Here is a 23,030-nt window from a genome sequence, read left to right as displayed (position 1 = left end):
CACGTTCTGGCGAACGCCGTTACCGTCGATTTCTAGTGAATCCGAGTCACACGCCAATTCCGCGTTTGACGTTCGATCCCATCTCGCAATTTTGCATCGCGTTTTTGTGCGAGTTGATTGAATTCGATCACTTCCGCTGGCAATGCCCTACCACTGGGCGATTTTTTTCTCTCACCGACAATGTGGACTTGGTTAAGTGCTTTCCAGCTGTACGTGAACTGTAGGTTCTTGTCGTTGACAGCGCGGCGAAACGCTTCCGCCTCTTGATGAGCTGGCGAAGCGTCAATCGTGACGCCGCGAGCCCAATCGTCATGGCTCGCGGTCGCGACGGAGACATCATCGACGGTCAGCTCGTAGATGCCCGGTGGAAGATTGGTGATCGTCATCGAATCACGTAAATGATGCAGCTGCGGCGGCAGGTCGTCGCTGGTGGGTGGAGGTAGCGTTGGAGCAATCAACTCCGTTGCACGAAACTTGATCCCTGCTTCAGTCCGAGCCGCGTCTGAAATATCGACTCCACGAGCTTGCGTTGTCAAATCAGCCGCGTCAATCAAGATTTGCCATGGTGGCTGGACCGCAGCAGGGTCGTCTCGAACAAGGTCACGGAACAGATAATGACTCATTGCCCAGTACCCATACGAATTTAAATGGATGCCGTTGGTCGTAAAATTGGGACCGATTGGCTCGTCCATCAGATAACGCGACGTTTGATAGAGATCAACAAAGGGAACCTGAGCTGCGATGGCCACTTCGCTCATCGCTTGGCTGTATGCCGATATCTCTCGGTCGCGTTGCTCATGCCGAGGTGTCAATTTTCCAAGCGGTTCGTTGGCAATCGGCGACACCAGGACCAAACGCACTTGAGATTTACCGTTGTACGTTTTGCCCTCGAGTGATTTGATCCATGCATCGACGGCGGCTTGAAACGATTGCACCCCCTCTTCGCCTGCAAAGGATTCTCCCATCCCAAAACAGGCGATGATCACATCGGTACGATGTGCCGACAATGTTTCTTCTTCAGCGGGAAAATTGGTCGGTCGATCACGCGCGTTCAGCATGTCGCCACCCCAACCCAGGTTGCGAATCGAGACTGGATTGTCCGGCCAACGCTGCAGCAACATCGTTTCAAGATAGCCGTGGATTCGCAATTGATCCGCAAACGTATTGCCAACAATCGCAATACGATCCCCAGGCCGAATGGGCGAGTCGGGCCGAATGGGCGACTCGGGCTGAAGCGGCGACTGCGCCGAAGCCGTCGAGACGGCCACGGCCCAAAACAAAAGCACGATGAGGGAATGGATTTTTCTAATCATGGTTAAGAGCGCTTTCAGAGCGAGATGCATTACTTCTTCGGCTTTTTATCTTGTCGCTGGATTTCCCAAGTCGTGATCGTTTCGTCGGCTCCCGGAAGCGGTCGATCCACGGCCCAACAAGCCGCATTGATGACCATGCGGACGAACGATTCTTCGGCAAAGTCACCGGGATGACCGAACGAGGTTCCAAATACCTTGCCGCCCCATTCGTTCTGCCACGCCCAGGCGACGGTATCGGTTTCATCCTCTTGAACCTGGACGACACCAAACGATTTCTTGATCTCGCGACGCCGACCTTTTCCGCTGCCATTGACCAACGGAACGACACCTTTTTCGAAACGCGTCAGATAGAGCGTCCCCGGCGATGTCCAATTCGACTTCGATATATTGGTCATGATCGGGTGCTGTCGTGATTCTTCGATCACACTGATTTCGGTCGCACTGGATTGATGCACGATGTAAGGCGTGCCAAGCACGCGGCGGCCAAAGTCGTCGTTCCAATTGGACCGCGGATGGGCCGCAGGATATTTGAAAGAATGATTGGCGGTCCGCAGCCCGATAATGGGCTTGCCCGATTTCACGTAGTCTTCGATCGGCTGCCACTCGTCATCAGGCAACTGCAGAAATCGCATAAAGAAGATTGCCAAATCGGCATCGGCCAACACTTCGATACCCGGCAGAACATTGTCGCGTTTCTTTTCTGGATCGCCTTTGCCCATTACCACTGTCGTGCGGAATCCGAATCGCTCCAACTCTTCAGCAAGCAGCGGCATGCTGAGTTCCGGCGAATAGTGCAGCGTCCCGACGACGATAACGGCATGCGGTTTCTCAGCGATGGCCGGAGCCGCGGTGAGTCCATGAAATGCGACAATGAGCATCGCAATGGTCCAAACCCATGAGGTTCGCCACCGCAATGCATTCGCCTTGACCACAGATGCACTCGAGAAATAAGGCAGAAATCGTTGGTTTTTCATGACTTGCGAGCTCCAGGTCGTGGCGGATGCGAAATGCAGTGAGCGTCTCTTTCCAGCGAATGGCTAACTACTGGGTCACTCGGATTTCATCCAAATGAACGCCAAGCAGTCGTTGGGCAATCGGGTCCAACGCGTCTTCGCTGCCTTGCAGATGCAACGTTTGTTGCACATGGGTCATCGTTTCGCCTGGCTTCAACGCGGCCGCCGGGGACGAGGTTTCCAATTCGTAGAACGGCCCAAGCGGTGGTTCGCCGGGAGCGGGCGATCCATCGTTGTAGGCATTGATGACGTCACCCATGAACGGTTCCTTCTGCATTTCCCACATCGAATTGACGAAACCGTTGGGTGCGTCTTGGACGTTGTAGGTGACGATCGTCAGAACGTGTCCTTCGGCATCGTAGCTGCCTGCGATTCCCAGTGATCGCTCCGGTGTGATGCCGATCTTGCCGCGACGCGTGCCATCCCCCTTGAAGAACAAAACGTCTTCTTCGACTTGCAGGTATTCTGGCGGCACTTTGCCAAAGTAGGTGTCATTGACTTTGGGGCCAAGTTCGGCGGCATCACCGGGTTTAAAAGGGATCACGATCGTTGTTTTCGGCGAGGGATTGTACATCCCCAAGATCCAAATCGACGGCATGCCGGTCTGCTTCGTCCACGCGTTTTCGCCTCGATTGGTCAGCCGATTGTCGGTCTCGTAGCCAACATACTTGATCGATTCGTCGATCGAATCTGCTTCTAAAACCTGGGCAATGGCGGCTTGATCGAGCAGACGTACCGATCGTTCGATCCCCATCACGAATTGCGTTCCGCTGAAGTTGGTCAGTTTGCAATTTCGTTTGAATTTGGCCGTCGTGCTCGATTGTTGGACGAGTTCAAACGGTTCGGTGTCGATCGCTGCGGGAGTCCTCCAATCCGAAAATTCGAACTTGCTGCCCGGTTTGAAGAACAATGCAAATTGGCCTCCTTCGGGACCGAGCCAAAATCGTTCTTCGCCACCGAAGATGTAGATGTGTTCCTCGAGTTTGCCTTTGCGTTCCTTCTCCGAAAGCAATCCTTTCTCGATCACCTTGCGGTTGATCCAACCAAAGCTGACTCCATTTTCACGATCGACCGTGCTGGTCATCACGCGTCCCTGATACGCCGGAGCCACGGCGACTGCGGCCTCGCCGTTGGTCAACGTGATGATGTCGGTGTGCTGCTTCAGAAACGAGAGGTCTTCGCGAAATCCGTTGGTCACTTGATTTGATTCTTGTGCTAACACAGTACAGCTCAGATTGAAAAGAGTGACGGAACAAAACACACCCAACAACAAAGGGCTCAAACGTCTCATATTGGGGCTCATTTTCGTACGGAGGGATTTACAGGAGGGATATTCGCGTTTCGGTTGCCGGATCGGCTCTTTGGGTCCTGTGGCGAGACGACACGGCCGAGACGAAGCGAGGATCGCAAAGACCGGGCGCCAAGAGGGCATTATGATCCATTATGTCGCTGATAGGATCATGATTTGCGACCTTAGGTTAATGTTTTGCGACATTAACCAAGCCAATTCGGCTCGCCAGCTAGCAAAATCGATGTGATTTCGAACCCGCAAGGTTCGAAGTTGGTCGTCCTCGAGGTCGCTTCCAAAAAGAGAATCGCCGAGCCCGCGGCGAAAGCTCGATGCCGTCTACTTTGGCACGAGACAGGGGCCTTCTATAGCGGAGCGGCGCGAGCCGCCCGGTTGCGGTGAGTTAAACGTTCGATATTGACCGGGCGGCTCGCGCTGCACCGCTATTAAAGTAGATGGCATTGGCCGCTAGCCGCGGGTAGCGTTTCGTCGACGTCCGTTCATCGGGTCGAGCTCGCCCCAATAGCCGCCGATGATGTGCGGATAACGTCCGGGAGTGACATGGTAGTGAGGTCCGCGGTCGGCATCTTCGTGAAGGTTGAAATCGTTGAGCGGATTCGCTCGTTCGTCTTTGGCCAACACGCCTGCCGCTTCGTAAGGTCCGTAGACGGGGAAACCGTCGAACGCAAAACCGATGACGGTCGAGTGTCCGTGCCCCTCATCGCTCCATGGCGTTTTCACGCAAACCGGATACTTGTGATAGTGATATTGCTGCTGCGGGCTGGGGTGACCACAGCAACGGTCCAATCGCCAAACCGCATCGGTTTCAAAGATATGGTCGAACGGATTGAAGAAGATCACCCCATTGGTCGCCACCCCGATTGGTCCCATCGGCAGTGCTTGGTTTGAATTTTTTTCGTCCATCGCAAATGCGTTGGGATCGACTTTGGGCTGAAGTGGCAAGTAGTGCGTGTTGGCTTGTTCTTTGATGTACGACGGGTTGCCGTCGAGCATCCGCCAACGATCAGGAAACGTCGCGGTGGGGTGATTGGGCAAGTTGCGGCTGCGGATCACGATGTGAGTGTCCGTGACATTGATGATGACCGCGTACGGTTTGAACACGTCCTTGGTGACTTCATTACCATCGAAATCCAAGTAGCCCGCTCGCAACCATGAACTCATGTTGCCGGCAAAGGGGGCTACGAACTGATCCGTTTTATAGAGCAGTTGATCGTCGTTGGTGTAATCGAATTGCTTTGGCACGGTGCGATCGCCTCCTTTGGGATCGAAGTACCATCGTCCACCAAGTGACACCAGTGATTTTGGATCTGGTTGTGGAAATTCGTCGGCCGTCGCTTTGGCCGGTCGGTAGCTCGCCGGCGCGTCAATCGGCTCGAGATTCATTGAATTGATCCAGAACTCGGTGCGTTTGCCTTCGCCTTTGCCGGATGCAAAACCAACGCTGAGCTTGAGCGAATCGATTTCGGCGAACGGAGTGCGGAAATCCATCGCGTAGGTTCGCCACGTCGCGTGACCGAGACTCTCGTTGGTAGCTTCGTCTCGAAAATCTTTTCGTTCACGCAATACTTGCGGGTAAATGCGTTCCTTGATCAAGTCCAGCGAGTCGCCGTTTTTTTGCAGGAATTCGACCTTCAAATACAAGTCGTCTTGGTCGACTTGGAAATCATCTTGTGCGAGTCCCGAGATATAGAAACGGTACCAACGTTGGTCGGCTGTGACTTGCGAGGATTCCAGCGTGGCTTCACCCGCGATCATTCCATCGCCATTTCGGTCTTCAGCGGAAAACAGCCGCACGCCCGATCCATTGGATTCGACGTGGCGATTGCCAAGCACGCCATAGGCCGCATCACCACGCAGTTCTGCACGAGCGAGCAATTCACCTTCTTGCGGCAGCGTGATGGCGGCATTGGTTTCCGTGTTGTTATTCTCGGCGACAAGCAACTCGCCATTGAACGTCGCCGATTCATCGTTGCGAACATGCTGTTGAAACAGTGTCAATTGGTCCAGCAAATCTGCGGCAATCTTCCCTTGACGACTGGCCAGATTCGTGGATTCCGCGGTATCGGAACGAAGGTTGTACAGTTCAATCGCACCGCTGGCGGGCTTGATGAGTTTCCAATCGCCGCGAATGATCGCGTGGTCGTTTTCAGCGACGACAACGGTGCGATCGACTTGCGTTCCGTTTTTGAGGTTCGCCCACAGATTCACTCCGTCCAGCGGCTTTTGGCTTTGCAGATTCACTCCGGTTGCCGCAGCCAGCGTCGGCAGCAGGTCGTGGATCGCAAAGGGTTGCTTGCTTTGGCTTCCCGGCTTCAACACGCCGGGCAAGCGAATGATGCACGGCACATGGATGCCTCCTTCGAGGACCTCTCGTTTCTGCCCGCGAAACGGCGCGTTGGTGCCGACTCGAACCGCTCCGTTATCAGACGCGAAAACAACAATCGTTTCGTCGCGAATCTTTTGGTCGTCGATCGATTTCAGAATGCGACCGACGCCTTGATCCAACGAGTCGATCATGGCTGCGTAGGTGGCGTCACGCTGATTCAAGCGTCCTTGGTATTTCGCGATCAGATGCTCAGGTGCTTGGAATGGATTGTGCGGGGCGCTGAACGAGACGACCATGCAAAACGGTTTGCGTTTATCGCGTGATCGGATCTGCTGGGCAGCTTCTTCCGAAAGCAGATCGGTGGCGTAGCCTTGCTCGTTGACCGTTTTCCCGTTGCGTTGCCAATCGAGTATCCCTCGACCCGTGGTGTGCTGGAAATAGTCGACCGAGGCATCCATGAATCCGTAGAAATGATCAAACCCACGCTGGTTCGGATGAGCACCGGGTTGGTTGGAACCACCTAAATGCCATTTGCCAATCAAGCTGGTTTGGTAGCCGGCGGCTTTGAAATCCGCAGTGATGAGTCGTTCGTCGACGGGCAGACCCGCGTCGCGATCACGGACCGGCCCCCTGATTCCGTAGCGGTGCGGGAAACGGCCGGTCAGCATCGCGGCCCGCGCGGGGCTGCATGCTGGATAGGCGTAAAAGCGATCCAACTGAACGCCTTCGGCCGCCAATTGGTCGATGTTCGGGGTCTCGGCCGTGCCCCCATGAAAGCCCACATCACCCCAACCCAGATCATCCGCCAACAGGACGATGACATTGTGCTGAGCCATTACGGCGGACGACTGGCAAGCGATCACGAAGCCAACGAACGCAACGAGTAGGTAATGACCAAGGCCGAGCCGTTTTCCAACGGTCGCTTTTCGTCGGGGCGGGGTTAGAATTGGAAGTGCCATTGGTTTTTCGCTGTTGAGAGATGTAGGAGTTTTCCTGCCGCGATCATCTAATACCCGTTTATCCCGGCCAATCTACTAGCTTTGTTGAGATTTTGTGATTGAAGATTTAGAGCAGTCGTTGCGACGTGGAGAAGTGACGCAATTTTCCGATGCGTTTGCGCTCCATCGCGAGCGTCTGTGGCAAATCATTCACTTTCGCTTGAACGACCAGGTTCGTGCTCGCGTCGACGCCGACGACGTGGTTCAAGAAGTTTACTTGGATGCGGAAAAGAGGCTTTCGCATTTCCTCAGCGGTGATTTTCCGTCGTTTTTCTTGTGGCTACGGCTCGTCGCTCAGCAGACACTCAGCCGCGTCCATCGTCGTCATCTCGCCACCGAATCCAGATCGACATTGCGAGAGTCGGAGGCGAGTTTCGGGAGCGACTGGGGGAAAACATCCGCGTGCCTTTCGCAGCGATTCGTCGCCCATTTGACCTCGCCCAGTCAAGCGGCGGTGAAAAAGGAATTGATTGCGGAAGTGAGAAATTCGCTCGAGACGATGAACGAGATCGACCGCGAAGTGGTCGCGCTCCGCCACTTCGAAGAACTGACTAATCAAGAGGTCGCAATCGAGCTGGGAATTTCCCCCAAGGCAGCCAGCATCCGCTACGTCCGAGCGCTGGAACGTCTCAGAAACGTGCTGGAACGGATGTGATGGCTGCTCGGTTTTCCGTCACAACTTTCGGTAGCGAAACTCGCCAACGGGTTGTTGATTTAGTGAGCCGCGACGCGTCAGCGGCCGGGTCCCACACGCCACCCGGTGCCTTACGGCCCACGGCTCACCGTTGCGATTTGCATTTGGATTAAATCAACAAACCCGCCAAGAGTTTCGGCCCCGCAAAATGAAGAAAGCAGTGCAGATTACCTGTAGAAATTCCGGCATCGTGGGGTTCTTTGTATTATCCCGCTCGCAATACTCCACTTCCCCGGACCCAATGATGAAACGATTTGCACTGCTTTCCGTCTCCTGCGCGATGGTTTTGTTCCTCGGTAATTCGCTTGTGCATGCTCAACCGCCCGGCGGACGACAAGGTGGCGGCGGTCGTGGGGGACAATCGGGCGGAGGCATGCGAGGACCACAAGGCGGGGCTCAGCAGACGCCGCCACTGTTGCGGATTTTCGATACTGATAACGACGGCGAATTGTCGGCTGCCGAAATTGATGCCGCCGCAGTCGCATTGCGTAAGCTAGACCAAAATCGGGATGGACGTTTGACCGCCGAAGAATTGCGGCCAAGCGGTCCTGGTGGCCCAGGCGGTCCCGCTGGCCAGCGTGGTGGCGAGAGAGGTGGCGCGGGCGGACCTGGTGGACGCCAAGGTGGTCCCGGACAACAAGGTCCTGGTGGTCGTGGGCAGGGAGAACCAGAGGGTGGCGGCGGCGGACGCGGCGGTGATCCCGCTCAAAGTGACACCGCATTTGCAAACCAAGTCCTGGCGTTCGATGTCAACTCCGACGGATTGCTCAGCCTATCGGAACTGCCCGAGCACATGCACGACGCATTTGCGATCGCCGATGCAGACAAAAATGGTACGCTGGACCACAGTGAACGTTTGGTGCTTGCGTCGCAGTTTCGCCGCAACAAACTTCAACCCGGATCCGAAAACCTCGAAATGAAAAACCGTCCCACGCAAGGTCGCCGCGGCGGCGGAAACTGATGCTCGTATGATCCATTCCGAAATCGCCGATCCTGATGACTGCGACGACAACACCGACATCTATGCCATCGTCGATGTGCTGGCCAGCGATTTTATTGCCCGATATCGCAGCGGTGATCGCCCCACGATCGAAGAGTACGCGATTCGCCATCCGGAATTGAGCGATCCGATTCGCCGCGTCTTTCCGCTCGCGTTGTCGGTCGAAAAGGTCAAAGTGGACGAGCAAGCCGAGCAAGACGGTAGCGCAACGCTGGCGGGCCGATTGATCGAGCAGCTCGGTGACTTCCGGCTCGTTCGCGAGATCGGTCGCGGTGGTATGGGGATCGTATACGAGGCGATGCAAGAGTCGCTGACGCGGATGGTTGCCATCAAGGTGTTGCCCAAGCAAAGCTTGCTCGATGACGAGGCACTGGCGCGGTTTCAGCACGAGGCCAAGACTGCGGCCGCCATGCATCACTCCAACATCGTGCCCATCTTTGGAACCGGGGAAAACGATGGCACGCATTACTTGGTGATGCAATTGGTTCGAGGCGAATCAATCGACAAACGGATCACCGCGAGTGGAACCAAGACGTTCGGCTTTCGAGAGACCGCGCAAGTCGGTCGGCAGATCGCGGACGCATTGGCCTATTCCCACGCAAACGGAGTCTTGCATCGGGACATCAAACCTGCCAACGTCTTGATCGACGAAAACGGTGCCGCACAAGTCACCGATTTCGGACTCGCTCGAAACACACGCGATGATCCCACTATGACTCGCGCGCTCAGTGGCAGTCCGCGATACATGGCACCGGAACGATTCCGCAGCCAATCCGACGCGCGTTGTGATATCTATGCACTCGGTTTGACGCTTTATGAAATGGTCGCCGGCGTTCCCGCCTTCACTGAATCCGACCCGCACCCGTTGATGGAATCGGTTCTCCAGCATCGCATCAAGCCTCTCAGCAGCTTGCGCAGCGACATTCCGCTTGACCTGAAAACCATCATCAGCAAAGCGATCAGTCTCGAGCCGGCGCATCGTTATCAAACGGCGGCGGAGCTGCGAGATGATTTAGATCGCTATCTGGCCGACGAACCAATTCAAGCACGTCGCACTTCCGCTGCCGCACGATTGTTTCGCTGGTGTCGGCGAAACCCGAAGATGGCGACAGCTACGACGATCGCCGCCGCTTCACTCGTACTCGCGACGCTGGCGTCGACCGGCGGTTGGTGGATGACGTCCGAGGCGAACCAGCGGACCAGCGCCGCACTACGACAATCCGAGCAAACGGTTGACCTCGCACTTCAATCGCTTGACGGGGTTGTCGACATGGTTTCGGTGCCGGCGTCTAGCATTAGCGATGTCGGTCTCGACGAAACCGCCGCGACCACGTACTCGCTAAATCCATCGCCGCATACGGCAGAGGTTCTGCAAAGCATCCAGCCGCTCTACGAACGACTCTCCCAGCAATCGCCAACCCGGCCTGACATCGTCGAGCAAATGATCCGCGCCACGATCCGGCTCGCTTTGATCCAGCGGCAACTCGGTCAAACGTCCGACGCGATCGAGTCGCTTCAGCATGGCATCGATGTGCTCCGGACCCGCGGCGCGACCGCAGGTTTATCGAATGAGCAGAGCCGATCCTTAATGGCTCGATTGCAGAATGAACTTGGTGATGTTTTTGCGGTGGAGCTCCGGTTCGATGAGTCCGAACAAGCCTACCAATCAGCCTTGTCCGCAGCGGGTGATCTTGCCAAGAGCAACACCGAAGCGATGCTGCAACTCGCGCGTGCTCACGTGAGTCTCGGCGATCCACCACCGCAGCGAAGACGAATTGAGTCCCAGGCCAACAAACTGCCGCACCAGCGAAGGCTGCACTTGCGGTCGGCGGACGAACTATTGGAAACACTCCACCAATCCAACACCAATGCAAGTCAGGTCGTAACGCTGCGTGCCCGAGTTCGGCTGGCGCAGTCTCGTATCGAAAAACGACCCGCTGCAAAACGTGCGAGATTTGAGAGTGCCATTGAAATTCTGCGGCAACAACTGGATGTTTCGCCCAGCGATACCACGGTGCGATACACGTTGGTCGAAGCCTTGGCAGCGGTGAACTTGCGACGCGACGTCCAAACAAGGCTGCAGCGATCCGAAGCAGCAACGCGGCTCGGTGAAGCTCTTGCCGAGCTACAAACCTTGCAACAACAGTTTCCCAACACACCGATCTTTGTGGTTTCGGAAGTCCACATTCGCCACAAACTGTCCAACATTTCGCGAACCGAGAAAGACTTCGACGAAGCAAATCATCAGCTGCAGAAGGCGTTGACGATGCAGTCGACATTGGTCAACGCGGCAGCCGAGAACTTTTCCCATCGGTGCTGGCGAGCATTATTGTATCGGTCGCTTGCCGAAGTTCACAATTTGCAAGGCAACCAGGACGCGGCTGGCGAAGCGATCGCAAACGCCGCCGCAGACATCGACGCGATCGCCCCCGCCGACCGCGATCATCCGTTCGTCGTCCAGACGCAGCAGATCATCGAAGCCCTATCGAGTCCATGATGCGGCCGTCCATAGCAACGGATCATCCGCAAAGACGCGTGCCATCCACTGGACTTGATGGCGAAAGCAGGTAGGCAGAGATCATTGGTGTTTCAAATGTAGTGGAGCTTGCTAAAGCTCCTCGTTTCACGAGTCGGGAAGAATCTGCAGCAAGATCCATTACCTCAAAATCTAAGCCTGACAAATTCCTGTTACCGGTTGAACGCTCCGGTCACGAATACCCATCCGCGTCTTATCTTCCTGTCCCACATTTTCCTGTAAACCCGTCAGCATGCCAACGACCGACCGGCATTCGTGGGAGACGCTACACGCGACGCATACCGTTAACTGTCAAGTTTCCATTTCCCTGCACCGGATGTGACGACAGAAAGATGGGTGCGACAGAAAGATTAAAAGCAAGTGAACTGAACGGTCGATCTTACGGTGATCCGAGCTCACCGTTTCAGCTTGTCCCGCAGTCGCTGCAACGTTGCAAATCGATTGCAGACGTCACTCCATGCAACCCAAGGTTGGGCAGGAAGATGGAGGGGGGCAGGAAAATGTTTGAGCCCAAGTGCAATGCCGCTTCACTCAACACCAATGGCTCGCATGTGGTAGGTGAAGAAAGGTTAAAAGATGGAAGGTTAAAAAATGGGGAAGTGACGAACGCTGGAGCTCCGGTCACGGATTGCCACCACCGTGTTATCTTTCTGTCCCACATTTTCCTGTAAACCCGTCAGCATGCCAACAACCGACCGGCATTCGTGGGAGACGCTACACGCGACGCATACCGTTAACTGTCAAGTTTCCATTTTTCTACACCGAATGTGACGACAGAAAGATGGGTGCGACAGAAAGATTAAAAGCAGGGAAACTGAACGGTCGATCTTACGGTGATCCGAGCTCACCGTTTCAACTTGTCCCGCAGTCGCTGCAACGCTGCAAAGCGATGACACACGTCACTCCATGCAACCCAAGGTTGGGCAGGAAGATGGAGGGGGCAGGAAAATGTTTGAGCCCAAGTGCAATGCCGCTTCACTCAACACCAATTTCTCGCACTTGGCAGGCGAAGAAAGGTTAAAAAATGGGAGCGACGAACGCGGGTGCTTGGGTCACGGATATCCACCATCGTCTTATCTTTCTGTCCCACATTTTTTTGCCTACCGTTCAGCAGAGTCCTCTCCCCTTGAGACTCGCTAAGATCGCGTCACAGATCGCACACCCGCTATCCGCAATTGTGGCCTTCGCTTACTGACTTCGTTCGCGCCGCAAGTGAGGACAGAAAGATGGGGGCGACAGAAAAATTAAACAAAGACAATCGGGAATGTTTGACTCTCAGTTATCCGCGGTCTGGTGCACGTGATTCCATCAGTTCGTCCGCAACTGCTCGAATTTTTGCGGCGTCCCGTCCCGTCTGATCGTTGTTGAGCGGACCCGGATGCGTTTGTTGTGTGGCATGAGCGCCGGAGCAATCCGGTCCCTCTATCTCGATATCTAGGTTCGACTGCTTCTCGCATTAGAGGTCGTCTAAGTCAAAACCTTCTGCACCGAGTTCATCAGCAAGGTCGGTTAATGCGTCGCACTGTGTCGTGACGTCGTCGTCGCAAACGCCATTGCGAATGTATCCCAGCGGTCCGGCGGAATGATCGTGTGATATCTCCCAGTCAACATCAAAACGTCGCGATAGTTCGCACAATATTTCAAGTGTGTCGCTTAGCGTTCCGTCGGGAAGACCCTCCGATTTGGCGGAAGCAACGTCGTCGGGATGAGGAGAGAAGTTAGGCTTACTGGCACCGACAAGCGTTCCATTCTCGTTCATCAAGTAGGGAGGTTCGCAGCTGAGCCAAGTGCGGCCACTGGACAAGTCTTTCGCCGCGTGGATCATCTCTCGTTGTAACGCAGGCGAGATTTGTTCTGTTGTTTGGTATGCGACGGCAAATCCCATATTTCTGACCTGACGAACAATTCTCTTTACCACCGCTCAGTCGGGTGGTGTAGTGAAATTTGACTTGATGTCATCGGGTGAGTCAAGCTGTTTGCCTTGGATGACTCAAATCGTGTTGCGGCGCCTTCATGTTCGTGGGTGCGGAGCCTTCCATGGTGTCCATCCACCTTCGCGTTACCACATTCGGCTGAACACACGCGGTGAAACAGGCAGGTGCACCTGAAATTTGAAGCCGAGTTTTTGGTTGCTGTTTCCCTGTATCGGCCGTTGGCCTTTACCGCTCAATTCATTACGTGCCGTGGCCTTATGGCCACGGCAGCGGGTGTATCGGCCTCTGGCCTGAGCCGGACGCACTCGTATAGCTTCGGGTGCCGTCATCCATCAATGAGAGTGTGGGTGCGAGTGGTCGTGGTCGTGGTAGTGTTGACGTAGCAGGTCTTTGCCATAGTCGTTTCCGTTGGGCGTGCGGATCACCGTGTGAATGTGGTCGCGTGTCGGCTCGGCGGTACGAAACGGGGCGACCCGGCGCTGATGGTCGAATTCGATCAAGATCACCGGGCTATGGACTCGATAGTAATAAACGCTCTGGTCGGTCGTTCCGCCAATCCAGGCAAAGTAGGTTTCGTCGAGGTGCTCTTGGACCTCCGACATACGAACCTTTGCGTGATCTGGACGCATGTTGCCGACATATTCTTCGATCAAGTTAAGTAGACCCTTCTTCTGCTCGTCGCTGAGTTCCGATCCAGCGATGCCGGCGTAATCAAGGACGACGTTGTCCTTGTACGCTTCGGTTAGATTATTGTTGCCATCCTTGTTCTGCATCACGATCGCCTTGGACCGCTGCTCGTCCGTCAAGCTTTGCATCAGCGCAAGTCCCTTGTTCTGTTCGTCTTGCATGACGATCGTGCCTTTGAACTTTCCGCCCTTGGCTTCGATCGGTTCCGAGCCCATGAAGACGGGGCTCATCACGACTTGGTCGCCCAACACAAAGTAGTTGATGACGAGGTGATGTCCATCGAGTTGCCAACCCCACGGTTCGGTCTTGGAAGGTTCGCCCATGATCGTGACCCAGTACAGCCACTCGCCATATTCGTCAAAGTTGTTGGCAAGTTCAGCGAGCGTGCCGTTGAGTTTCATGATGTCTTTGGTTTTCTTGAGCCCCTTGGCACTCAGACTTTGGCCGATCATTTCAAAAGCCAGCTTTCGCTGCGCTTCGGACATTTCATCAAAGCCAACACCCTGGCGTGGCGACCGGTGCCGGTTGTCCCACTGACGCCACTCGGTATCGTCCACGGGAAAGACTGTCCGTTTGCGTTGATCGTCATTCAATCCGGCCAAGAATGCGTCGGCCGCCTCGCGAACCGGCGCGGTGGACACGCCAGTGGACTTGATCGAAAACAGGTCGCGTTGGATGCCTTCGGACGTGACGATACCGACGAACGGCTCGTCGACCACGGGGGCGCGACCAGGCCGACCGCCCGGACGCTGTGAATAAACGACGACACAGATGCCCATCAGCAAGACCGCGGAAGCGGCAATCCATCGGTGATGTCTTATCATTGGTTTCTCAGTGGTTGGTGGAAGCTTTCTCGAAAAATTTTCCGGTATCAGGGGGCGCTACTGACAGATCTTACGCATATTAACGTAGTCGAACCAGCGAGTTGTCCCCGGATCGTGAAAATCACGGTCACCCTGTTTGCTGGGTCCCTCTTGATTCTCATCCATTTAATTGAACTCGATCCGCCTCCATTTTCGATCTCTTCGCGTCAAAAGACCACTAGCCCAGGCTGTTGCCATGCAAATCTGCTTTCTTCTTACCGTCGTTACATGGGTCCTGACCGCGAGCGTTGGCAATGCGGCTTGGCCCGAGTTCCTGGGGCCTGGCGGACAAGCCCGCTCGGCCGATACGGTGCCAACGACCTGGAGCGAAACAGAGAACCTGCTTTGGAAAGTCGATCTTCCCGGATCCGGGTCATCGAGTCCGATCATCGTTGACGACCAAGTGATTATAACGTGTTACGTCAGCGGGGCGGAAGCGAAACGTCAAGTCATCAGTTTCGACAAAACAAATGGCCAGCAGAAATGGGCAGTCGACTTTCCGATCGATTACCGCGAAGACCGATACCAGGGCTACATCACCGAACATGGGTACGCCAGTAACACCCCGGTCACCGACGGCGAAAACGTTTACGTTTTCCTCGGCAAAGGAGGCGTTCATTCGATTAGTCTGGATGGCAAAAAGAACTGGAGCTTCGATGTTGGCAAGGGATCGAGCAACCGCCAATGGGGATCCGCCGCGAGTCTTGTGCTGTTTGAAAATAGCGTCATTGTGAACGCTGCCGAAGAGTCGCGAGCGATCATCGCGTTAGACAAAGCGACCGGCAAAGAGATCTGGCGACAAGATGCCGACATGTTGGAACTGACGTACGGCACTCCGCGTATCATCACGCAGCCCGACAGTGAACCGGAGTTGGTGATCAGTGTTCCGGGCGAGATTTGGTCGATGAATCCTCGGACGGGAAAGCTGCGGTGGTGTTGTGAGTCGCCGATGACTGGCAACGTCACGCCATCGGTGATTGTCGATGGTGACACGGTCTACAGTTTTGGCGGCTATCGAGCTTCGGGCAGCATCGCTGTTAAACTTGGTGGCAAGGACGACGTCACCGACTCGCATGTTCAATGGACGAATCGCTCCAGTTCCTATGTTGCCACACCGCTACTGCAGGACGGACGTTTCTACTGGATCGATGATCGAGGGATCGCCTACTGCACGTCGGCCAAAGACGGGGAAGTTATCTACAAATCACGAGTCGACGATCTAGAAAGTGGTCGACCTGTTTACGCGTCGCCGGTGTTGATTGGCAAGAACATTTACGTGGTGACTCGCCGCAGCGGCACGATTGTTTACGCACCGAACGACGATTTCAAACCGATCTCGCTAAACAAGTTTGCTGGCGATGAAACCGACTTCAACGCTTCGCCCGCCGTAAGCGATGGCAAGCTGTATCTCCGCAGCAACCAGTCGCTGTACTGTGTTGGAACCCCGTAGGAGCAACGCGTTGACTGTCACCTCTCCCAAACTGCGTTTGGGAGAGGTCGAGCAGAGCCTTCAGCGAATGCTCGGGTGAGGGCCGTCCGAGCAATCTCAATCGAACCATGCTTCAAGGTTGCGCGGTCGGCCCTCACCCGGACGAGGCCTTGAGGGCCCGTCCGACCTCTCCCGTGCTTCGCTCGGGAGAGGTGACTTGTGAGTGTCGCCTCGCCGAAACGCAGTTTGGGTGTAATGCGTGGGACCCGGCCGCTCACGCGTCACGGCTCACAAAATCAACAAGCTGTTGACGAATTCCGCTACGACAGGAAGCGATTTCCTTACTCGATCACAATCGGTCGTGGTGGGAACGACGGTGAGTGGATTTCGTAAACGTGACCGTCCTCGCTCTCGACAACGAAGACGCCACCCAGGCGAGCATTGAAGCGTGCGTCTTGGGATGGCTTGATTCGCGTCGCTCGGCCTCGTCGCCCCGACGATGTGATGGGGTAGACCATCAATTCCGTTTCGGTCTTGTTGGTGAAACTCAATTCCGCACTCCAGCGTCCTGGATTCGGATTCGAATGAACCGCGGGTGTCATTCGCAATGGCTTTCTTGGATGCGACTGGACCAATTGCTTGGTTAATTGGTTGACTAGATCAGCGGATGCCGACGCAACGATGTTTTCACTTTCGATGTCGCTGGTTCGATGATCGTAGAGTTCGCGATCCGTCACCTCGCCCGTCTCGAAGTCTCGCCATTCGATAAAGCGATAATCGTTGGTTCGCATCGAATAGCCCATGTACTGATGCCCTTCGAAATTTCGGTAGTACTGGCTCATCGCCGTGTCGTGCACCTTGGTTTGAGGGTCTTTCAAAATGGGGACTAGACTGCGTCCATCGACAAAGTCGGGAGTGTCGATTCCTGCGAGTTCGCAGAGTGTTGGAAACAGGTCCAGTAACTCAGCCAATTGATCAGTCTTTTGACCCGCAGTCTTCATCCCTGGTGCAGCGATCAGCAGCGGGACGCGTGCATCGATTTCGTAATTGGTCATCTTTCCCCAGCCACGGTTCTCGCCGAACTTCCACCCATGGTCGCTCCACAAGACCACGATCGTGTTCTCAGCGAGGCTTTCCTCCTCGAGTGTATCGAGCAGCCGACCGATTTGTGCATCCACGTAACTGACGCAGGCGTAGTAGGCATGAACCAGATGACGTCGCTTTTCAAGCGGCAATTCTCGGTCGTCCCACGGTCTGGGCATGTCGATTAGATCAACATAGTGCGACAATTCGCTGTTGTTGCTTGGCGCGTAGCCCGGCGTGTTCGGGATCACCTGTTGATCCTCCAGCACTGGCAATTTGGCTGGATCGTGCATGTCCCAATACTTTTTCGGCGCGACCCAGGCCAAGTGGGGCCGGATGTATCCCATCGCCAGGAAGAACGGTTCGGATTGCTGGCCCAGTCGACGCAAGTCTTCGATCGCCATCTCGGTTCTCGCACCGTCCAGGACTTCGGTGTCATCCAAATCGGGTGCCGCCGTGCTTGGGTTTCGCAGGTTGTTCTTTCGCCAATCCCTCGCAGGCAATTCCTTCATCGCCGCTTGCACTTGCTCGCGAGTGCCGTCGGGATACGGATTCGGGAGCGATCGCAACTTGCGAATGGGCTCGCTCCAAGACTGTGGATCGGGAGTGGGATTGTGATAGATCTTTCCATGGCTGACGGCGGTGTAACCGAACTTGCGAAACCACTGAGGCATCGTGACCGCGTCGGGCTTGGCTTCGCGAAAGTGAATCGGCAACGTCCACACGCCCAAGTTGTCGGGACGCAGGCCAGTCATCAAACTGGCTCGCGACGGATTGCACACCGCAACTTGGCAGTAAGCACGATCGAACTGTACCCCTCGAGCCGCCAAGCGATCCATGTTCGGCGTGATCGCGACGGGGTCACCGTAACATCCCATCGACGGACGCAAGTCATCGACCGCGATGAACAAGATGTTCGGTCGCGTTTGCGATACCGTCTCGGTGGATGATTCCGGTACCGGTTGGATCGCGATGAGCGTCTTGGTCGTGCGAATGTAGAGAATTCCTTCGGAGATCGCAGGCGTAGCGAAACAAGGGTGCTCCATTTCATTTTCGGCCAGAATTTTGAACTCGGGACCTGCCTGGACCACATACATCTTGCCATTTTCGGAAGGACAGTAGATTTTGTCGTCGGCGGCGACCAGCGACGCCGTGATCGAAGCACCGCTGCCAAGCCGTTCCTCGTAGATCTTTTCGCCGGTCTCGGCGTGAAAACAGCGAAGGACGCCATTGGTATTTCCCAGATACAGATAGTCGCCCCACACCACCGGCGTCGACATATAGCAGCCGCCCCGATCGACTTGCCAAACCACGCTTTGCTCAGCAGCCGATTCGGATTCTGTCAAATTTCCTTTGGCGTCCGTTGCAATCGCATAGATCGGTGACGGACCCCCATGAGCATTGGTAATATAAATGCGATCGTCGTGAACAAACGGAGTCGGAATCGGATTGTCACCGCCTCCTTCGATCCGCCACACCTCGTCGCCGGTTTCCAGGTCATAGGAAACAATCCAAGGCCAACCATTGACTACGACTTGCGTGACGTCATCGTCGGTGTGAATCAGCGCCGTTCCCCAGCTTCGCTCGCAATCATCCAGACGCGACTTTCGCCAAATCTCTTCACCGTCCGATAGACGCAGCGTCACCACGTAAGGATCTGTGGGGTCATCGCAGACCAGGACGATGCGGTCGCCGTGAATCGCCGGCGAGCTGGCGTAGCCCCAACCAATTCCGTACTTGCTGACGTTGATGACTCCCAAGTCACGTTGCCACAGCAGGTTGCCGTCGTGGTCGTAACAATACAGACCTTCGGAACCAAAGAAGGCGACAACATGGTCGGCATCCGCAGCGATCGTCGTGTTGGCATGAGTCGCCTTGGCATGGCGAGTCGCCTTGGGTTCCCCTTTGCGGGCAGTCTTACGCCAAAGTTCCTTGCCTGTTGCTTTGTCGTAACACAGCACCCACCACGTTTGCTCGCCGTTGTCGTCGGCTGCGTCGGTATTGCCATTGCGACCGACGTTCAGCGGTGCATCGCCACTAGCTGGAACCGCAGTGGCAAGAAATATCTTGTCGCCGATGATCGTGGGGCTGGCGTGACCGAGTCCAGGGACGTCGGTTTTCCAGAGGATCGCTGTGTCGTTTTCGTTCGTCGCATCCCACGATTTCGCGGTCACTTGATCGGTGGCGATACCTCGCCCGCCCGGACCCCGGAAGCCTGGCCAATCGCTAGTGACTTCGGCCGAGGCGGATGTGAACAAGCATGCAGCCAACAGAACCGCTGCCACGGGAGTGATCATTTTGCTCATTGATTCTTTTTTATTCGATTGAGGAACACTCGATTCAAACCATCGGAGTTGGCGACCGCAACATCGGCGAACCCGTCTCCGTCGAAGTCGCCGGTACACAGTCCGTACGTTGCCGTGTCGGCAGTTCCGAACCGTGTTTCAGCGAACGTCGTCCCTGAGTTTGCATTGAAATAAACCGCATGGGGTTGTCCGACGTTACCGACGACAATATCCGGCAGACTATCGTTATTGAAATCAGCCACCGCGACGCAGTACGTTTTTCCGTCATCTCGGCCGATGGAGGTTTGGGTTAGCACGCCGCCGTTGCCGTCACCGAAGAAGACCGTATTCGCTGCGTCCACGTTGCCGACGACCCAGTCGATGTGACCATCGGCGTTGAAGTCGGCCGTCGCGATGGCTCGGCTAGAAAGATTCTTTGGACCGAAGACCTGAGGTTTGCGAAAGCCACGCGAGCCTTCAGAGATCAAGATTGTGTTGGGTTGCCCATCGCGGTTGGCGAGCAACAAGTCGAGACGACCATCCTCGTTGACGTCCGCGACCGCGACATCGATTGTTGAATCATCCGAGCTGCCAAATTCGAAAGAGACAGGAAAGTTCGCGGAACCATCGTTCAGATGGATACGGTTTGGTCGGCCGCGACACGTGACAAGAATGTCGATGTCGCCATCGCCATCGATGTCGGCGACCGCAAGACTACGGACGCTCGAGGGGCTACCGAATTCAGATCCCGCCGTGAACACTCTGTTGCCATCATTCAGCATGATCATGCACGGTGCGTTATCGTTGCCGACGGCGATATCGATATCACCGTCTCCGTCAAAGTCGGCTGGCTCGCAAGCGTAACTGGTTGATCGATCGTCCCCCAAAGGCCGCATGACATTGAATCGACTGCGGCCTTGATTGACGAACACAAAATTTTGCTGAGGCCAATGACGCCCATTGGCGACGATCAAGTCAACGTCGCCATCGCCGTCGACGTCCGCGTTTCGCACCGAGGCGGAACGGTTCGTCTCGGTCCCCAGAATCAGCCGATCGCTTGAGACGAAGATTCTTTCTTGTCCGCTGCAGAAACCATCAGACATCGCCGTGATCAGCAACAGGACGGCGAGGATGGGCTGCTTCATCTCGGTTCAATAGTTGGGTGGTGATCGTCGCTGATCGCTCCGCGATCAAAGCGTCATTCGTTGCTTGTGGGTTGCGGACGATTGCGGCCTTGTTGACCACGCGGTCCTGCGGATCCACCGGCACCTAGTCGTCCACTGCCAGCCCGTCCACTCATGCCCGGTCGTCCACTGCCTGGCCGTCCGCCTGCCCCGCCTGGTCGCATTCCGCCCCCCGCTGCTCCTTGGCCTCGATTGAAACTGAACGTGCGAGAGTTTTTGTCTTCGGCCGTGAAGGCAATCGTGTATTCGTGAGTCATGGCTTCACACATGCCCGGCGAGCACGCGTAGTAGTGCAAGGACAGCTTAATGTCATCAAGCGTTTTGTCACCCTCAATATTAACCCAAAACTGTCGCGGTTGCGTGTCGCTGTCGCCCGGCCCCTTATTCGCCACCGCGGTCGCCGGATCGGCCTTAACCCCGTCAGGCAATTCGAGCACGTACTTCATTCCTGGCGTCAAGTTGTTCCAATGAGCATCATGGATCGGGTCGGGATAAAAACCAAGGAACAATCGACCTTTGCCCGTTTCCAACAGTTGCGGCTCGGCTTCGGCACGAAGTTTAACGAAATACGTCTCTTCCGGTTTGGTCGGCGTGATCACCAGGATCACCAAACCGTCGGGCCGTTGGACCCGAATATCGCTGTCAATGTTGGTGGGTTGAAAGCGAGCCAATTGCGGCAGGTTCAGATCACGAACCGAGGTGGGGTTTTCGACTGGTCCCACCAGTTTTGTTAGCGCTTGTCGCAGACCATCTCCGTTCATCCGGTCGGCCGCGTAGACGATTTCCGAATCGGGCGAGATGACGAACACGGAGTTGGAATTCGTCTTCATCGCAACACGAAATGAATCATCGATCGTGTCGGCGATCCAAGGAACCTGTGTACCGAGTTTCTTCTTGGCTTCGGCGAGTTGCAGGAAACGCTCGCTCATATTTTGGGCCTGGACGTAGCCTTCACGCTCGGGGTGGCGAAGGCTTTGGAAGACGTAATAGAACTGAACGTCTTTGTCCGCGTAGTCCTTCGCGGTGGCTTCGAGTTCGGCATACGCCCGCAAGAATTCAGGACATGTCAAACATCCCGTCTTCAGCACCGTGTACTTACCCTTGACCAGATCGCGGACTTTGATCGGTTTGCCGTCGGCGGTGAAGGCATCGGTATCTGGCAGTTGACCTTCGCTGAGCACGATCGGTTGCCGCGACCGCCCCTGACCAGCATTTCCCTGGCCGCCAGCCCCTTGGTTTCTGGGCTGTTGAGCGAGCGTCAATGCACCACCACAGTGGCAAATCATTAAAAACGTAGCTGCGAATAGCAAAAAACGATTCATCATCGGATCCAGAAAGACGGCGAGAACGGGTAAGTGTGATCTAAAACCCGGCAAACCCGCATCCTCTACCGACAAAATGAAAAATTAGCAATGTTTGTGCCCGCCGTGTCAGTTTTGAACTTAACGTAGCCTAGGCTTCCAGCCTGGGTTTGCTGTGATTCCCAGGCTGGAAGCCTAGGCTACGTTACTTCGCAACCATCAAGGATGGTTCCAAGACCGGGCGTCAAATCGTGCCGCAGCGTCGCGATTGACACGTCGCAATCAGTTGGACGCGCCGCCATCGACCCGCAGGTGTTGACCGGTTATCCATCTCGCATCGTCACTGAGTAAGAATCCAACGACACCCGCGATGTCGTCGGGATGGCCAAGTCGTTTGAACGGAGACAGATTGCGAAAATACTCTTTACGCTCTTGGTTGCTGTCGGCAAACATTCCTGGCTCGGTCGCACCGGGGCGAACGCTATTGATCGTGATGTTTCGCGCACCTAATTCTCGCGACATTGAAACAACCATGGCGTCGATGGCCGCTTTGGTTGCCGAGTACAGTCCGGTCCCTTCACGTGGTCGTTCAGCGAGTTGTGAGGAAACGAATACAATTCGACCTCCATCCTCGATCCGACGTGCAGCTTCACGAATGGTCAGGTAGGCTCCTACCACGTTGACGCCGAGCAGTTTTTGGAAGTCGTCGAGGGTCGATTCCACAACCGGTCCGCTGCCGCCGATCCCCGCACAAGCAACGATGCCGTCGATTTCACCAAACTCGGCAATCGCGGTATCAAATAGTCCCGCGACTTCGTTCTCATCACTGAGGTTGCATTTCGCGGTGATCGCACGGCCTCCGGCGGCGTTGATCTCATCGACGATTTTTACTGCGGCATCGTGGTCGCTGTGGTAGTGCACCACGGTATTCCAGCCCGCGTTAGCAAGGTTGCAGCAAATGGCGGATCCAATTCCTCCGGATCCGCCGGTCACGATTACAGATTTGCTATTTGCCACGGTTGTCGCCATGTCTGAAGAAAAGGGATGTCTGAAGAAAAGGAAGCCATCGTTGGCC

At 55.4% G+C, this 23,030-nt stretch carries 14 protein-coding genes; 4 read left to right on the top strand and 10 right to left on the bottom strand.

What is annotated here, in order from left to right:
- Positions 1-32 precede the first annotated feature (32 nt).
- The 4 genes from ABD971_RS01595 to ABD971_RS01580 all read right to left on the bottom strand — a co-directional run bounded on the left by ABD971_RS01595 (position 33) and on the right by ABD971_RS01580 (position 6,920).
- Positions 33-1,313: an SGNH/GDSL hydrolase family protein gene (locus tag ABD971_RS01595; protein WP_345318766.1), complete on the bottom strand. Its 1,281-nt coding sequence runs from the start codon at positions 1,311-1,313 to the stop codon at positions 33-35.
- A gap of 29 nt (positions 1,314-1,342) precedes the next feature.
- Positions 1,343-2,287: a ThuA domain-containing protein gene (locus tag ABD971_RS01590; RefSeq protein WP_345318764.1), complete on the bottom strand. Its 945-nt coding sequence runs from the start codon at positions 2,285-2,287 to the stop codon at positions 1,343-1,345.
- 67 nt (positions 2,288-2,354) lie between these two features.
- Positions 2,355-3,524 (bottom strand): DUF6786 family protein, encoded by a 1,170-nt coding sequence (locus tag ABD971_RS01585; RefSeq protein WP_345318762.1) that lies wholly within the window; start codon positions 3,522-3,524, stop codon positions 2,355-2,357.
- A gap of 558 nt (positions 3,525-4,082) precedes the next feature.
- A complete protein-coding gene (locus ABD971_RS01580) occupies positions 4,083-6,920 on the bottom strand; it encodes a sulfatase-like hydrolase/transferase (RefSeq protein ID WP_345318761.1) in 2,838 nt (945 codons plus the stop codon).
- Positions 6,921-7,053: 133 nt separating this feature from the next.
- On the opposite strand from ABD971_RS01580, the gene ABD971_RS01575 reads away from it, so the two are divergent.
- The 3 genes from ABD971_RS01575 to ABD971_RS01565 all read left to right on the top strand — a co-directional run bounded on the left by ABD971_RS01575 (position 7,054) and on the right by ABD971_RS01565 (position 11,150).
- Positions 7,054-7,614, top strand: coding sequence for a sigma-70 family RNA polymerase sigma factor (locus ABD971_RS01575; protein ID WP_345318759.1), 561 nt, complete (start codon positions 7,054-7,056; stop codon positions 7,612-7,614).
- A gap of 283 nt (positions 7,615-7,897) precedes the next feature.
- Complete coding sequence (locus ABD971_RS01570; RefSeq protein ID WP_345318757.1) at positions 7,898-8,614, top strand: EF-hand domain-containing protein; 717 nt, start codon at positions 7,898-7,900, stop codon at positions 8,612-8,614.
- A gap of 7 nt (positions 8,615-8,621) precedes the next feature.
- Positions 8,622-11,150 (top strand): protein kinase domain-containing protein, encoded by a 2,529-nt coding sequence (locus ABD971_RS01565; RefSeq protein WP_345318755.1) that lies wholly within the window; start codon positions 8,622-8,624, stop codon positions 11,148-11,150.
- A 1,495-nt stretch (positions 11,151-12,645) separates the two neighbouring features.
- Here ABD971_RS01565 and ABD971_RS01560 read toward each other — a convergent pair.
- Entirely contained in the window at positions 12,646-13,074 is a 429-nt protein-coding gene (locus tag ABD971_RS01560) for a hypothetical protein (protein WP_345318753.1), read from the bottom strand.
- A gap of 381 nt (positions 13,075-13,455) precedes the next feature.
- On the bottom strand, positions 13,456-14,634 hold the full coding sequence (locus tag ABD971_RS01555) for a DUF3500 domain-containing protein (protein ID WP_345318751.1): 1,179 nt from the start codon (positions 14,632-14,634) through the stop codon (positions 13,456-13,458).
- Positions 14,635-14,869: 235 nt separating this feature from the next.
- On the opposite strand from ABD971_RS01555, the gene ABD971_RS01550 reads away from it, so the two are divergent.
- Positions 14,870-16,123 (top strand): outer membrane protein assembly factor BamB family protein, encoded by a 1,254-nt coding sequence (locus tag ABD971_RS01550; protein ID WP_345318749.1) that lies wholly within the window; start codon positions 14,870-14,872, stop codon positions 16,121-16,123.
- 320 nt (positions 16,124-16,443) lie between these two features.
- Here the strand turns inward: ABD971_RS01550 and ABD971_RS01545 are convergent, their stop codons facing one another.
- From ABD971_RS01545 to ABD971_RS01530, 4 genes are all read right to left on the bottom strand, one after another.
- Positions 16,444-19,491: a sulfatase-like hydrolase/transferase gene (locus ABD971_RS01545; RefSeq protein ID WP_345318748.1), complete on the bottom strand. Its 3,048-nt coding sequence runs from the start codon at positions 19,489-19,491 to the stop codon at positions 16,444-16,446.
- Positions 19,488-20,615, bottom strand: coding sequence for an FG-GAP repeat domain-containing protein (locus ABD971_RS01540; protein WP_345318746.1), 1,128 nt, complete (start codon positions 20,613-20,615; stop codon positions 19,488-19,490). The genes ABD971_RS01545 and ABD971_RS01540 overlap by 4 nt, the downstream gene beginning before the upstream one ends.
- Before the next feature lie 53 nt (positions 20,616-20,668).
- The gene (locus ABD971_RS01535; protein ID WP_345318744.1) at positions 20,669-21,976 is read right to left on the bottom strand and encodes a peroxiredoxin family protein; all 1,308 of its coding nucleotides are present in this window, start codon (positions 21,974-21,976) and stop codon (positions 20,669-20,671) included.
- 261 nt (positions 21,977-22,237) lie between these two features.
- A complete protein-coding gene (locus ABD971_RS01530) occupies positions 22,238-22,972 on the bottom strand; it encodes an SDR family NAD(P)-dependent oxidoreductase (RefSeq protein ID WP_345318742.1) in 735 nt (244 codons plus the stop codon).
- Between the last annotated feature and the right edge of the window lie 58 nt (positions 22,973-23,030).

It is taken from the genome of Novipirellula rosea (assembly GCF_039541335.1).
GTDB lineage: Bacteria > Planctomycetota > Planctomycetia > Pirellulales > Pirellulaceae > Novipirellula > Novipirellula rosea.
Note: the sequence above shows the minus strand (reverse complement) of the source record. Positions and strands in the feature narration are given on the sequence as shown.

Coding starts and splice junctions, on each gene's coding strand:
- ABD971_RS01565 (WP_345318755.1), top strand. CDS start 8,622: ATGATCCATTCCGAAATCGCCGATCCTGATGACTGCGACGACAACACC.
- ABD971_RS01590 (WP_345318764.1), bottom strand. CDS start 2,287: ATGAAAAACCAACGATTTCTGCCTTATTTCTCGAGTGCATCTGTGGTC.
- ABD971_RS01550 (WP_345318749.1), top strand. CDS start 14,870: ATGCAAATCTGCTTTCTTCTTACCGTCGTTACATGGGTCCTGACCGCG.
- ABD971_RS01570 (WP_345318757.1), top strand. CDS start 7,898: ATGAAACGATTTGCACTGCTTTCCGTCTCCTGCGCGATGGTTTTGTTC.
- ABD971_RS01545 (WP_345318748.1), bottom strand. CDS start 19,491: ATGAGCAAAATGATCACTCCCGTGGCAGCGGTTCTGTTGGCTGCATGC.
- ABD971_RS01580 (WP_345318761.1), bottom strand. CDS start 6,920: ATGGCACTTCCAATTCTAACCCCGCCCCGACGAAAAGCGACCGTTGGA.
- ABD971_RS01555 (WP_345318751.1), bottom strand. CDS start 14,634: ATGATAAGACATCACCGATGGATTGCCGCTTCCGCGGTCTTGCTGATG.
- ABD971_RS01595 (WP_345318766.1), bottom strand. CDS start 1,313: ATGATTAGAAAAATCCATTCCCTCATCGTGCTTTTGTTTTGGGCCGTG.
- ABD971_RS01560 (WP_345318753.1), bottom strand. CDS start 13,074: ATGGGATTTGCCGTCGCATACCAAACAACAGAACAAATCTCGCCTGCG.
- ABD971_RS01535 (WP_345318744.1), bottom strand. CDS start 21,976: ATGAATCGTTTTTTGCTATTCGCAGCTACGTTTTTAATGATTTGCCAC.
- ABD971_RS01540 (WP_345318746.1), bottom strand. CDS start 20,615: ATGAAGCAGCCCATCCTCGCCGTCCTGTTGCTGATCACGGCGATGTCT.